The following is a 12,735-nucleotide window of genomic DNA, read 5'->3' on the forward strand; positions in this document are numbered from 1 at the left end:
CTGGCGCCGGCGAGCCGAGGCCGAGCGTAGGCCCTCGCGCTCAGCCGCCGCGTGCGATTCGGCGCATCGCAGCGACGTAGCGCCGGGTGATGCCGCGCTGCACGAGCCCCGTCACCGGACCGCCGGCGCGCGACCACCACGTCGCGGGTCGGGACCGGGCCGTGATCGTGAGCCACACCCGCGTCTCGCCGTCCGCCGGATGCCCCTCGACGTGCCCGGCCGCGCCACCGCCGGCGCTGCCTGCGTCGTTGCCCTCGAGCTCGACCAGGAAGGTCTCGGTGCCGATCTCCGGGTGGCCCGGCCGGGCGTCATAGGTGAACCCCGTGCGCGTCGGGCCGCGCCATACGCGCGTGACCACGACCGGGGCCCTCAGCGACATCCTGCCGACGCCCAGGCGCAGGACCGCCCGGGTGTCCGTGCGGACGACGTCGTCAGGGGAGTCCACCGCCAGGCCGGCGCCCCGGTGCATGCCCCAGGACATCAGGCCGGCCGAGGCCCGCTCGAACACCTCGCGTCCCGCTCCGAGGAGCACGCGCTCGTCGACCCGATCCCACCCGTCCATGCCGGTCTCCTGTCCCTTGCGGCTAGCCCAAGACCAGGTGCCCGCCCGGTGAACCCATGACGACGTACGGGTGCCAGGCGGATTCGGTCGCGCGCAGAGTTGCTGCTAAAGTCTCTCTCGCGCCGCACGCGGCGCGATCCCCTGTAGCTCAATTGGCAGAGCAGCCGGCTGTTAACCGGCAGGTTATTGGTTCGAGTCCAATCGGGGGAGCAATGAAACCCCTTGTCCTGCAAGGGGTTTCGTCGTTTTTGTGTATTTCGTGCACCACGACCGTGCACCGCAGCCCGGAGCAGCTGCCGCGGGCCGGGGGTTGGCTCAGGTGGCGTCGCCGAGCAGGTCCCAGAGGTTCCCCCAGGGGTCCCGGACGACAGCGACGCGGCCGTACGGCTCGACGCGGGGTGGCCGGACGAGCTCGCACCCGGCCTGTCCGACAGCACGCAGGACGCCGTCGAGGTCCCGGACGCGCAGGAACAGGCCGACCCGCCCGGCGAACTGCCGACCGATGGCCGAGGCCTGCTCAGGACCGTCGGCGCGAGCCAGCACCAGACCGGCCCCTCCGTCGCGGGGACGCACGACGACCCAGCGCTTCGAGCGACCGTCGGTGGTGATGGCAGGACGATCCTCCACCAGGTCGAAGCCCAGCGTGCCGGTGAAGAACGCGATGGCCTCGTCGTAGTCGTCGACGACGAGGGAGAACAGCTCCAGGGTCACCCCGCCATGCTAGGGAGCCCCCATCGAGGTGCCGTCAGGCCCCGGAGCAGCCCGTGACGGGTGAGGGTGGCGCGGGAACGTCCGCGACGACACCTGTCTTCACGAGCTGGTCGGCATACAGCCTGGACCACGATCCGTCCTTGATCGACTCCTCGAGAGCGGTCTTGACCCGTCCGCACAGCTCGGCGTCCTCGTCCTTGACGCGCAGGTAGTAGTCGATCGTGCCCATCTCGGCCCCGACCACGCGGATCGTGCCCTTGAACGGCGCTTCTGAGGCGTAGCCCCGCAGCGCCAGGCCCTCGTCGCTGACCGCGTCCACGGTGCCCTGGCGCAGCTCGGTGAGGCAGGTGGAGAGGGTGCGTCGATAGGCCAGCCGGGCACCGGGGAAGGTCGATCCCGCAGCGCGGGCCAGGTGGGTGCCGTCCACGAGGCACACCCGGCGGCCCACGAGGGACCCGGGGGTGACCTCGCCACGCTCACCCGCGCGGACGGCGATGTCCTGACCGCCGCGCAGGTAGGGCCCGACGAGGTGGACGCCCGTGGGGGGAGTGGACCCGGTCGCGTAGGCCGCGACGAGCAGGTCGTAGGGGACCGCACCCTTGGTCGGGGTCGCGCGTGGCTCCGGGACGTTGCTGAGCGTGAGGTCCTTCTTGCCGGGGTAGCCGAGCCGGGCGCCCAGGTCGCGGGCCAGCTCGCTCTCGAAGCCCGACTGGTCCCGCAGCACCCGCAGACCGAGCCCGGGGCGGTCGAAGGAGACCCCCACGACCAGGGAATCGCTGCCGCACGCCGCGGTGGCCAGGGCAGCCACCGTGGCCACGGCCAGTCCCGCGGTGCGTCGATGACGCGGTCGTGACGTGCGGGGCATCGCGGTCCTCTCCTCGGTGATCGAGGCCAACCTATCGGCCCTCGCGCACGAACCCCGCACGGCAGGCCGGAACCGACCACGCCGGCACCCCCGGACGGGCATCATGTGCTCATGAGCGAGCACAGGCACAGCGGGTCGGCCTCCGGCGGCGACGTGGGCGACCGGATCGAGGACGTCGCGGAGAAGGCCGGCGATCACCCCGCCACCAGGGCGGCCGTCCGGACCGGCTACGCGGTCAACGGCCTGCTCCACCTGCTGATCGCCTGGATCTGCCTGCAGCTCGCGATGCTCCACGCCACGGGTGACGCCGACCAGTCGGGCGCCCTGGCAGCCCTGTCGCAGCACACCCTCGGCCGGGTGGCGCTGTGGCTGGGCGTCGCGGGCTTCCTCGGCCTCGCGCTGTGGCAGCTGACCGAGGTGATCGTCCCGGGGCTCGGCGGCGACAGCTGGCAGTCCCGGCTCAAGGACGGCGCCAAGGCCGTGGTCTACGCGATCCTCGCCTGGTCGGCCTTCGGGTTCGCCCGCGGCACCGGGTCCTCGGGCAAGCGGCAGGTGCAGGGCTTCACCACGAACCTGCTCGGGGCGCCGGCCGGACGCCTGCTCGTCGCCGCGGTCGGCCTGGGGATCATCGGCGTCGGCATCTACCACGTGGTCAAGGGGCTGCGGCGCACGTTCCTGCACGACCTCGAGGAGGACCCCGGTCCGGTCGCGGTCTACGCCGGGATGCTCGGCTACCCGACGCGCGGGATCGCGCTGGCGGTCGTCGGCGGGCTGTTCGTCGCGGCGGCGATGGCGAACTCGTCGTCGCGGACCAACGGCCTCGACGGTGCGCTGCGCTTCCTGCTCGACCAGCCCTACGGTCGGGTGGTCGTCGCGTTCATGGCTCTGGGATTCGCGTCCTTCGGGGTCTACTCGTTCTTCAGGGCGCGGCACGCGGACGTATGACGGGGGCGCGGCCTCAACGGCCGTAGTCCACGGGCAGCACCTCCAGGCGGTCGAGCGGGAACGGCTGGTGCCGGCCGTCGCCGCTCCCGTTGAGCGCCTCCCACCCGCTGCCGACCCGCAGGAGCCCCGGGTAGGGGTCGCCCGAGAACGCCGAGGCGTTCTCCGCGCGGAAGCTCACGGCACCGCTCGTGTCCCACACGATCAGGCCGTACTCCTGGGCCGCGCGGGCGATGGTGCGGGCGGTCGGCGTGAGCCCGAGGGAGTCCACGTCGAGGTCGGCGGGCAGGCGCAGCCGTTGGCCCTGGCGCAGCACCACCTGGCCGCGCGGGTTGCGCCCGTCCGACCGCACCGCGGGCCAGGAGTGGGCGGGGGCGGCGGCGGCATACGGGACGGCCACCCCGACGACGTGGTCGATCCGCCCGCGGCGCAGCTCCTCGGCGCGGATGATCCCGCCCGCGAAGGGCAGGCCGGTGGCGGTCGTGCCGATGGGGAAGGGGAAGACGCCGTCGCTGCGCGAGGCTGCCTGGATCGACCCGCCCCCGCACGCGGTCCACGACCCGTCCGCGCCTCGGGTCAACCGCCACAGGTCGGTGTAGCGGTCCGTGGCGGGATCGTGCAGCGCCGCCTCGTGGTCGCTGCCACCGGCCGGGCGCAGGTCGTCGGGGATGCGCAGACCGCGCAGCGACTCGGCGACGCGAGGATGCAACCGGCACCCGGGCGCGGCGCGGACGTCGTGGACGGGGTCGGACGGGGTCGTGGTGACCAGCGGCGGGGTGTAGTCGTGCGTGTTGAGCGTGACGTTCGGCAGTCCTGGCCGGCCGTGCTCGACGGCTGCGGCGCGCAGGTCGCGGACGATGGCGCTGCTGCGGGGGTCCGTGGGGGTGGAGGCCGGGAGGCGGGAGTACCAGAACGAGGAGGGGGCGAAGACCCGGTGGGGGACCGGAGGTCGACGCGCCGCCGGGCTCGCGGTGGCGCTCGCCGTCTCGGACTCGCCAGGCGTCGGGGTGCCCGAGCAGGCGGCGAGCAGCGCGGCCGTGGCCAGGCCGACGACGAGGGCGGCGCGCGGCGGCATACGACTCCCGACTCTCGAGGCGACGGGCCGCCACCGGGGTGGGGCCACGTGGGGATCGTCTGCAAGCCTGGCACAGCCGGCTGATCGGCAGGTGAGGACGCGACAGGGTGGCCGAGGAGGGCCGACGTCGGTCAGAGCGAACCGACAGCGGCGAAACGTCCGTACGGGTAGGGATTCTGCGCTGAGGCCAGACCGCCGTTGACCGGTCGGTCACGACTTAGGGGGGGGCCGACGCCGCGGGAGGCCCAGCCCCACGACACGGTCATACACGAGGATCGGGACGAGGGCTGGACAACGCGTCAACCACCCACCCAATGGGGGTATGACGGGCACAGTGAGACACCTCGTCGTGCCGTGCATCAGGTAGGCCGGGTCGGGCTTGAACCGACGACCGACGGATTATGAGTCCGCTGCTCTGACCGACTGAGCTACCGGCCCTGGGTCCGCGGGGGCGAACCCTGTCACCCTACCGTCAGCGACCCACCCCGAGCGGCGACATACCGGCCGGTACCCGACGTGGTTCGTTCTAACTCGTCACCTCGGTATCGCTACGCTGAGTGAGCGACTTTCTGGAGATAGTTGCTCTCAATGGGTGGTACATGGTCACTTCACGTCATTTGATGTCACAGAGTGTATGAGCCCCCTAGCTCATGAAGGTGCCCGCATGCCTGCCTCCCCCCTCATCACCAGGCTTCTCACGCGCACGATCGGCCCCACGCCCCCTCCTCGGCCGGCGCCCCGTCCCACACCCACGCCCAAGGTCGTGGCGCCGGACCCGCGACTCGTCCACGCCGTGCCGCCCGTCGCGACGTCCGTCCACGCGCCGAACCTCCCGCTGCGCACCACCCCCGCCTGGCACCTGGCTCGCCGAGCCGCCCAGGCACCCACGGCGGCCATGGTCGCCGACATCGAGCGGATGGGCACCCGGGCGTGGATCGCGCAGCAGCTCGACCCGGCCTCGATCCCCGACCCGACGTGGGACGGCATCGTCCAACGGTGCTTCCCCTGGCTGAACCTGACCAACAAGCAGGTGCAGGACCTGACCGGCGGCAGCTTCCGCGGGAGCCCGGTCATGGCCCACGCGAACGCCGCCCGGCCGCTGTTCACCAACCGTGTGCTCTGGGAGAACGTGGTGACGATGTGGGGCGACCTGCTCTACGTCCCCTACCGCAGCAAGGCCGACAGCTTCACGCTCGAGTACGACTGGAAGGTCCTGCGTCGCCACGCTTTCGGGCGGTATGCCGACCTCCTGCACGCCGCGGTCACCCACCCGGCGATCCTGCACAACCTCGACAACGACGCCAACTCCCGGGACAACCCCAACGAGAACCTCGGCCGCGAGATCCTCGAGCTCTACAGCGTCGGGGTCGGGAGCTACACCGAGACCGACGTCCTGCAGTCCGCGCTCCTGCTGACCGGGCACTCGGTCGACTGGAACACCCGCGCCTACGCGTATGCCGACTGGGCCCACCACGTGGGGCCGATCAGGATCATGGGCTTCAGCCACGCCAACGCCACGTCCGCGGGCGGGCCGGCGGCGCTGCGGGCCTACACCGACTACCTGGCGCGGCACCCGGCGACCGCGCGCCGCCTGGCGCGCGTCATCGCCACGCGGTTCGTCTCGGACACGCCCAGCGAGGCCCTCGTGCAGACCCTGGCCGCGACCTACCTGGCGTCGGACACAGCGATCGTGCCGGTGCTGCGGAGGCTGTTCGACCACCCGGAGTTCTGGGCCTCGGTCGGCAACAAGTGGTCCCGGCCGGCCGAGCTGGCCGCCAAGGGCGTCCGCGCGTCCAAGCCCACGGGCTACGCCTTCGCACAACCCATCACCACCAACCCGTGGGCGATGAGCAACTACTTCTGGTTCCTCTACCAGTGCGGCCACGCGCCCCGGGACTGGCCTCGGGTCGACGGCTACCCGGACGACGCCGACGCCTGGCGCAGCACCATCGCGACGCTCTCGTCGTGGAACGTCATGCACGCCCTGGCCTGGGGCTGGGGTGACGGGCCGACCTACCCGGACGAGGCGGACCAGGACCCCGGCCAGGGCCTGCCGCACTGGCACACCGCCCTCGGCGTCAAGGCCGGCGACAACGTCCTCGCGACGGCTCGGCGGATCACCTTCGCCCTGACCGGCTACGTCTGGCGCGAGCAGGACATCGCCCCCATCGCGTCCTGGCTGTGCAGCTACGGGGAGCGGCCGGCCACGGCGTCGGACGTCCTCGCCGACTACCAGGCACGCGGCTGGCTGCGCGAGGCCGCGCGCCTGATCCTGGCCAGCCCCTACTCCTTCCTGCGCTGATCGGAGATCATCGTGACCACCCCCAGCACGCCCAGCAGCCCCAGCAGCCCCAGCGGCCCCAGCAGCCCCAGCGGCCCCGGCGGCCGTCGCCGGAGCTCCGGTCCGCGCGCCACGGCGCCGGGCGCCCCCGACCCCTACGCGCCCCTCGTCCACGACGACCTCGTCACGCCGATGCACCACCACGACGAGTCCCGCAACCACCTCGTCGTGCGCACCGACGACGGGCCGCGCGTCATGTCGCCCACCGACGCGGCGTCATACGTCGAGCACGTCCGACCGCCCGCCTGCCCGCACGAGGTGGCCGAGGCCGCCGGCTGGCGCGGCCCGCTGCGGCGTCGCACCGTCCTGCAGGGCGCGGCGCTCGGCTTCGGGGCGCTGCTGGCGGAGTCCGCCGTGCCGCGCTACGCGTTCGCGGAGACGGCGACCCAGCGCGACCTGCTCGTCGTCATCTTCGTCCGTGGCGGGGCCGACGGACTCTCGCTCGTCCCACCCCTCCAGGACAGCGCCTACCTCGCGGCCCGCCCGACCATCCGGGTGACCTCCTCCCAGGCCCTGCCGCTGGACGGCAAGGTGGGCCTCAACCCCGCGATGAAGGGCCTCAAGGCGTTGTACGACGCGGGAGACCTCGCGGTGGTGCTCGGCGCGGGCAACCCGGCGGTGCGACGCTCGCACTTCGAGGACATGAACGCCATGGAGTGGGCGGCCCCCGCCAACATGCGCTCCGGGTGGCTGGCCCGGCACCTGACCACGAGCGGTCCGACGACCGGGACCGTCCGGGCCATCACCCGGGGGTCGCAGGTCGCCCTCTCGCTCAGCTCCCCCAGCATGGAGACCCCCGCCGTCGCCGAGCTGGCGAGCTTCGGGCTGCAGCCGACCTACACCACGGACGGCACCACGCGCGAGCGCGTCACGACGATCATCGACCAGATGTACGCACGCGCCGGCGGCGGGGCGGCGCTCACCGCGCGCTCGACCCTGGACGCCGTCGCCCGGCTCGCGGACCAGCGAGCCATCGCCGTCGCGGGGAAGTACGTCCCGGCGAACGGCGCTGCCTACCCCGACACGACCTTCGGCAAGGGCATGCGCGACATCGCGCAGATCGCCAAGGCGGGCCGGGGGCTCGAGGTCGCCTGCATCGACAACGACGACTGGGACATGCACCGCAACCTCGGCCTGGCGCAGGACACGAACGGCTGGATGTGGCGTCGGGCCGCCGACCTGTCGGCGGGGATCGCCGCGCTGCGGGCCGACCTCGGCGACCTCTGGCAGCGCACCACCGTCGTCACGATGAGCGAGTTCGGCCGCCGCGTCCAGGAGAACGGCGACCAGGGCCTCGACCACGGGCACGGCAACGTGATGTTCGTGGCCGGCGGGGGAGTGAACGGCAAGAAGGTCTACGGCACGATGCCCACGCTCACGACCGCCAACCTCGTGCAGGGTGACGTGCCGATCACCACGGACTACCGCCAGGTGCTCAGCGAGATCATCAGGGCCCGCCTGCTCAACGGCGGCTCCCTCGGCACCATCTTTCCCGGGTTCACCCCTCGGACCACCCCGCTCGGCGTGGTCTGAGGGCGGCCCCGGTCGTGCGGCGGTGTGTCGTTCACCCGCAAGGCCTGGCGCGACCAGCCATGATGGGGCATGATTGACGACGCAGCGTGACCAAAGCTCTCCTGGGTCCCGAGGTCGTTGGGGAAGACGTCCCTCGCACACAGGAGGTCAGGATGTCCGTTGCAGCCGATCTGCACAGGGGTGGCGACGCCACCCCGACGACGCGAGGCGTGGTGTTCGTCCACAGCGCCTCTACCGCTCTGTGCCCGCACGTGGCCTGGGCGCTCGAGGGGGTGCTCGGCGCCGCCGTGACCCTCGACTGGACGAGCCAGCCCGCTGACGCGCGCCTGATGCGCACCGAGGTCAACTGGGTCGGGCCCGCTGGCACGGGCGCCGCCCTCGCCAGCGCGCTGCGCGGCTGGGACTCCTTGCGCTACGAGGTCACCGAGGACCCGAGCCCCGGGTGCGACGGCTCGCGCTGGTCGCACACCCCCGACCTCGGCCTGCACCACACGTGGATCTCGGCGAGCGGTGATGCCGTCGTCAACGAGGACCGGCTGCGGCACGCGATCGCGCAGGCCCAGGGTGATCCGCGGGTGCTCGGGGAGGTCGTCGACCAGATCCTGGGTGCACCGTGGGACGCCGAGCTCGAGGCCTACCGCGAGGCCGGCGACGGTGCGCCGGTCCGCTGGCTCCACAAGGTCGGCTGAGTCGCGCCCCGGCACCTGGGCGGTGTGCGCGTCCGGGTGCCGGAGGCCGTATGACGAAGGGCCCGACCTCTCCCGTGGTGGGAGCGGTCGGGCCCTTCGCCGTCATACCGACCATCGACACCGTCATACCGGCGATCGACACCGTCGGACCGAGGATCGGCCGTCGGACCGAGGATCGGCCGTCGGACCGATGACCGACGTCGTCATACCGCCGATCGACATTGATGCCGACGAGGGTGCTGCGACTGGGCCGGCCGGTGGTCAGCCGACGCTCTTGACCACCAGCGCGACGTTGGCGCCACCGAACCCGAACGAGTTGTTGAGCGCCGCGAGGTCGCCCTCGGGCAGGGCTCGCGCCTCGCCGGTGACGACGTCCAGCTCGATCTCGGGGTCCTTGGACTCGAGGTTGATCGTCGCCGGGATCGTGCGGTCACGCAGCGCCAGCAGCGTCAGGACGGTCTCGAGGGCGCCGGCCGCTCCGAGGAGGTGACCGGTCATCGACTTGGTGGCCGTGACGGCGATCTGGGAGGTGTGGTCCCCGAACGCCCGGTGGATGGCCCTGGTCTCGGCGACGTCCCCGACCGGGGTGGAGGTGGCGTGCGCGTTGACGTGGCAGATGTCGGTCGTGGTCAGGCCGGCGTCCTCGATGGCCTCCAGCATGGCCCGGGCCGCGCCACGGCCCTCGGGCTCGCCGGCGGTGATGTGGTAGGCGTCCGCCGACGCGCCGGCACCGGCGATCTCGCCGTAGATGCGGGCGCCGCGCGCCGTGGCGTGCTCCTCGGACTCCAGCACGAGCAGGGCCGCGCCCTCGCCCAGCACGAAGCCGTCCCGGTCCTTGTCGTAGGGACGGGAGGCGCGCTCGGGCTCGTCGTTGCGGGTCGACAGGGCCTGCATGGCGGCGAATCCGGCGACGGGCAGCGGGTGGATGGCGGCCTCGGTGCCACCGGCGACGACGACGTCGGCCTTGCCGCTGCGGATCAGGGCGAGGGCCTGGGCGATGCCCTCCGCGCCGGACGCGCACGCGCTCACCGGCGTGTGGGCGCCGGCGCGTGCGGTCAGCTCGAGCGAGACGGCGGCCGCGGGGCCGTTGGCCATCAGCATGGGCACCGCGAGGGGGAAGACCCGGCGCGGGCCCTTCTCGCGCAGCACGTCCCACTGGTCCAGCAGGGTCTGCACCCCGCCGATCCCGGTGCCGAGGCACACCGCGAGCCGCTCGGGCTCGACCTCGGGGGCGCCGGCGTCGGCCCAGGCCTCGCGGGCGGCCACGAGGGCGGCCTGGGTGCTGGGGTCGTTGCGACGGACCTCGACCTTGCTCAGGACGTCGGCGGTCGGGACGGCCAGGGTCGCGGCGAAGGTGACCGGCAGCTGGTGCTGCGCGACCCAGTCGTACGGCATGGGGCGGGCGCCGGATCGGCCCGCAAGGATGGCGTCCCAGGTGTCCTGGACGTTACCGCCGACGGGCGTCGTGGCACCGAGACCGGTGACGACGACGCGGCGGCTGCTCGAGGTGGTCATCTCGCTGCTCCTTGGTGGATGAGGTGGGGCCGGACGGGGCGGACCGGGCGACGTGCCGCGGTCCACCCCGTCCAGACGCGGGGGTGCCTCGGGTCAGCCCTGGGCCCCGTTGATGTAGGACACGGCGTCGCGCACCGTCTTGAGGTTCTTGACCTCGTCGTCGGGGATGCGGACGCCGAACTTCTCCTCGGCGTTGACCACGATCGTCATCATCGACAGCGAGTCGATGTCGAGGTCCTCGGTGAAGGACTTGTCCATCTGGACCTCGGCCGCGTCCAGGCCGGTCTCCTCGTTGACGATCTCGGCCAGGCCCTGGAGGATCTCGTTCTCGTTCATGGCCATCTCAGGCTCCTTCTCGGTTGCTCCGACCGTGCGGTGCGGAGGGTGGGATGGTGCGGGGTGACCCGATGGGTCCCGTCGGGCCGCGGGAATCTGCGTGCGTGCTGGCGGTGGCGCCGTCAGGGGAGGACGATCACCTGGGCGGCGTAGACCAGGCCCGCGCCGAAGCCGATCTGCAGGGCGAGCCCACCGTGCGGCGCCTGGCCCTCGGTCAGCATGCGGTCGGTCGCCAGCGGGATCGAGGCCGACGAGGTGTTGCCCTGGTGGCGGATGTCGTCAGCGACCGGGACGTGCTCGGGCAGCTTGAGCTGCTTGACCAGCGCGTCGACGATGCGGATGTTGGCCTGGTGGGGGATGAACGCGTCCAGGTCGTCGGCCGTGATCCCGGCCGCGTCCAGCGCCTCCCGGCACACGGGGGCCATGGCGTAGACGGCCCACCGGAACACGCTCTGCCCGGCCATCGTGAGGTAGGACCAGGGCATGGCGTCCCGGGGGCTCTGCTCCTCCAGGCTCCCGACGTGGGCGTGGTCGCGCAGGTCCACCCAGGAGTACTTGTTGCGGATGACGTCCCAGTCCTCGCCCTTGGAGCCCCACACGGTGGGCCCGATCCCCGGGAAGTCGGACGGGCCGACGACCGCAGCCCCTGCGCCGTCGCCGAAGATGAACGCCGTGCCACGGTCGTGCTTGTCGGTGAAGTCCGAGAGCTTCTCCACCCCGATGACGAGGACGAACTCGGCGGTGCCGCCGCGGACCATGTCGTTGGCCAGGCCGATGCCGTGGCAGTAGCCCGCGCACGCCGCCGACAGGTCGAAGGCTGCGGCCGGGGAGGCGCCGATGCGGTGGGCCACCGCGGCCGCGGCGCTGGGCGTCTGGAAGGGGTGCGTCACGTTGGCGACGATGACCGCCCCGAGCTGGTCGGCGCGCACGCCGGCCTTGGTCAGCGCGTCCTCGGCGGCCGCGCAGCTCATGTCGATGACGGACTCGTCCTCGCGGGCCCAGCGGCGCTCCTCGATGCCGGACCGGCTGCGGATCCACTCGTCCGACGAGTCGATCCACTGGCAGACCTCGTCGTTGGTGACGACGCGCTCGGGGCGGTAGCCGCCGACCCCCCAGATGCGGGCGTGGGCGGCGCCGGAGCGTTCGGTGATGGTGGGGCGGGTCACTCGGTGCCTCCTTCGGTGGGGGAGCTGCCGTGCTCGCGGATCATGCGGTGCGCGGCCTCCAGGTCGTCGGGCGACTTCAGCGCCAGCAGCTCGACGCCGGGCATGGACCGCTTGGCCAGGCCCACGAGCGTGCCGGCCGGCGGGATCTCGATGAGCCCGGTCACGCCCTGCTCGACCATCGTCTGCATGCACAGGTCCCAACGGACGGGGCTGGCGACCTGGCTGACCAGCCGGCGCAGCACCTCGTGCCCGTCGCGGACGAGCCGGCCGTCCTTGTTGGACACGATCGGCACGCGGGCGTCGTGGCTGGTCACGCCCCGCGCGAGGACCTCGAGGCGGGCCTGGGCGGGGGCCATGTGCTCGGTGTGGAAGGCCCCCGCGACCGGGAGCGGGATGACCCGCGCCTTGGCCGGCGGGTCGGCCTTGAGCGCCTCGAGCTGCCCGATGGTGCCCGCCGCGACGGTCTGACCGCCGCCGTTGACGTTGGCCGGGGTCAGCCCGTGACGCTCGAGGGTGGCCAGCACCTCGTCGGGGTCGCCGCCCAGGACCGCGGTCATGCCGGTGGGGGAGACGGCAGCGGCCTTCGCCATACCGTCCCCGCGCTCCCGCACGAAGACCAGGGCCTGCTCGGCGGTCAGGACGCCCGCGGCGCAGGCCGCGGTGATCTCGCCGACCGAGTGGCCGCTGCCCATGCCGATGACCGGGTAGCCGGCCGACGGGTGCTCGAAGAGCGCCAGGAGGCTCAGCAGCCCGGCGCCGACGATGAGCGGCTGCGCCACGTCGGTCTCGGTGATGGTCGGCTTGTCGGACTCGGTCCCGTGGGTCACCAGGTCGGTCCCGGCGACCGCGGAGAACCACTCCAGCCGGTCGCGGAAGCCGGGCAGCTCCAGCCAGGGGGCGAGGAAACCGGGGGACTGGGAGCCCTGTCCAGGGCAGACGATCGCTAGCACCCGTCCACTCTCTCCCGAGATCGGTGCGGACGCCGTGCCGGATCGCCACC

General features: G+C 72.6%; 13 protein-coding genes and 2 tRNA genes. 6 read left to right on the plus strand and 9 right to left on the minus strand.

The features are described 5' to 3' along the window. Window positions 1-40: 40 nt before the first annotated feature. Window positions 41-562: a DUF1990 family protein gene (locus B4E97_RS14715; protein ID WP_286960463.1), complete on the minus strand. Its 522-nt coding sequence runs from the start codon at window positions 560-562 to the stop codon at window positions 41-43. 137 nt (window positions 563-699) lie between these two features. Between B4E97_RS14715 and B4E97_RS14720 the strand changes: the two genes are divergently transcribed. Beyond that, window positions 700-772 (plus strand) — tRNA-Asn (locus B4E97_RS14720). 105 nt (window positions 773-877) lie between these two features. Here the strand turns inward: B4E97_RS14720 and B4E97_RS14725 are convergent. Next, window positions 878-1,273: a VOC family protein gene (locus B4E97_RS14725; RefSeq protein ID WP_286960464.1), complete on the minus strand. Its 396-nt coding sequence runs from the start codon at window positions 1,271-1,273 to the stop codon at window positions 878-880. Window positions 1,274-1,307: 34 nt separating this feature from the next. Further along, on the minus strand, window positions 1,308-2,138 hold the full coding sequence (locus tag B4E97_RS14730) for a transporter substrate-binding domain-containing protein (protein ID WP_286960465.1): 831 nt from the start codon (window positions 2,136-2,138) through the stop codon (window positions 1,308-1,310). A 111-nt stretch (window positions 2,139-2,249) separates the two neighbouring features. On the opposite strand from B4E97_RS14730, the gene B4E97_RS14735 reads away from it, so the two are divergent. After that, a complete protein-coding gene (locus B4E97_RS14735) occupies window positions 2,250-3,083 on the plus strand; it encodes a DUF1206 domain-containing protein (protein WP_286960466.1) in 834 nt (277 codons plus the stop codon). A gap of 13 nt (window positions 3,084-3,096) precedes the next feature. Here B4E97_RS14735 and B4E97_RS14740 read toward each other — a convergent pair whose 3' ends face one another. Beyond that, entirely contained in the window at window positions 3,097-4,155 is a 1,059-nt protein-coding gene (locus B4E97_RS14740; protein ID WP_286960467.1) for a hypothetical protein, read from the minus strand. Window positions 4,156-4,519: 364 nt separating this feature from the next. Then, a tRNA-Ile gene (locus tag B4E97_RS14745) sits at window positions 4,520-4,593 on the minus strand. 226 nt (window positions 4,594-4,819) lie between these two features. Between B4E97_RS14745 and B4E97_RS14750 the strand changes: the two genes are divergently transcribed. The 4 genes from B4E97_RS14750 to B4E97_RS14765 all read left to right on the plus strand — a co-directional run bounded on the left by B4E97_RS14750 (window position 4,820) and on the right by B4E97_RS14765 (window position 8,912). Continuing rightward, on the plus strand, window positions 4,820-6,457 hold the full coding sequence (locus B4E97_RS14750; RefSeq protein WP_286960468.1) for a DUF1800 domain-containing protein: 1,638 nt from the start codon (window positions 4,820-4,822) through the stop codon (window positions 6,455-6,457). A gap of 12 nt (window positions 6,458-6,469) precedes the next feature. Then, a complete protein-coding gene (locus B4E97_RS14755) occupies window positions 6,470-8,029 on the plus strand; it encodes a DUF1501 domain-containing protein (RefSeq protein WP_286960470.1) in 1,560 nt (519 codons plus the stop codon). Window positions 8,030-8,181: 152 nt separating this feature from the next. Next, entirely contained in the window at window positions 8,182-8,718 is a 537-nt protein-coding gene (locus B4E97_RS14760) for a DUF3145 domain-containing protein (RefSeq protein WP_029212729.1), read from the plus strand. Between the two features lie 50 nt (window positions 8,719-8,768). Next, complete coding sequence (locus tag B4E97_RS14765; RefSeq protein ID WP_286960473.1) at window positions 8,769-8,912, plus strand: hypothetical protein; 144 nt, start codon at window positions 8,769-8,771, stop codon at window positions 8,910-8,912. Between the two features lie 67 nt (window positions 8,913-8,979). Here the strand turns inward: B4E97_RS14765 and fabF are convergent, their stop codons facing one another. The 4 genes from fabF to B4E97_RS14785 all read right to left on the minus strand — a co-directional run bounded on the left by fabF (window position 8,980) and on the right by B4E97_RS14785 (window position 12,685). Then, a complete protein-coding gene (fabF, locus tag B4E97_RS14770) occupies window positions 8,980-10,233 on the minus strand; it encodes a beta-ketoacyl-ACP synthase II (protein WP_286960475.1) in 1,254 nt (417 codons plus the stop codon). Window positions 10,234-10,326: 93 nt separating this feature from the next. Then, entirely contained in the window at window positions 10,327-10,575 is a 249-nt protein-coding gene (locus B4E97_RS14775) for an acyl carrier protein (RefSeq protein WP_019284666.1), read from the minus strand. Between the two features lie 116 nt (window positions 10,576-10,691). Continuing rightward, complete coding sequence (locus tag B4E97_RS14780; RefSeq protein ID WP_029212727.1) at window positions 10,692-11,735, minus strand: beta-ketoacyl-ACP synthase III; 1,044 nt, start codon at window positions 11,733-11,735, stop codon at window positions 10,692-10,694. Then, entirely contained in the window at window positions 11,732-12,685 is a 954-nt protein-coding gene (locus B4E97_RS14785; RefSeq protein ID WP_286960476.1) for an ACP S-malonyltransferase, read from the minus strand. The genes B4E97_RS14780 and B4E97_RS14785 overlap by 4 nt, the downstream gene beginning before the upstream one ends. Window positions 12,686-12,735 lie beyond the last annotated feature (50 nt).

The organism is Arsenicicoccus sp. UBA7492 (assembly GCF_002479615.1).
In the GTDB taxonomy this organism is placed as follows: domain Bacteria; phylum Actinomycetota; class Actinomycetes; order Actinomycetales; family Dermatophilaceae; genus Arsenicicoccus; species Arsenicicoccus bolidensis.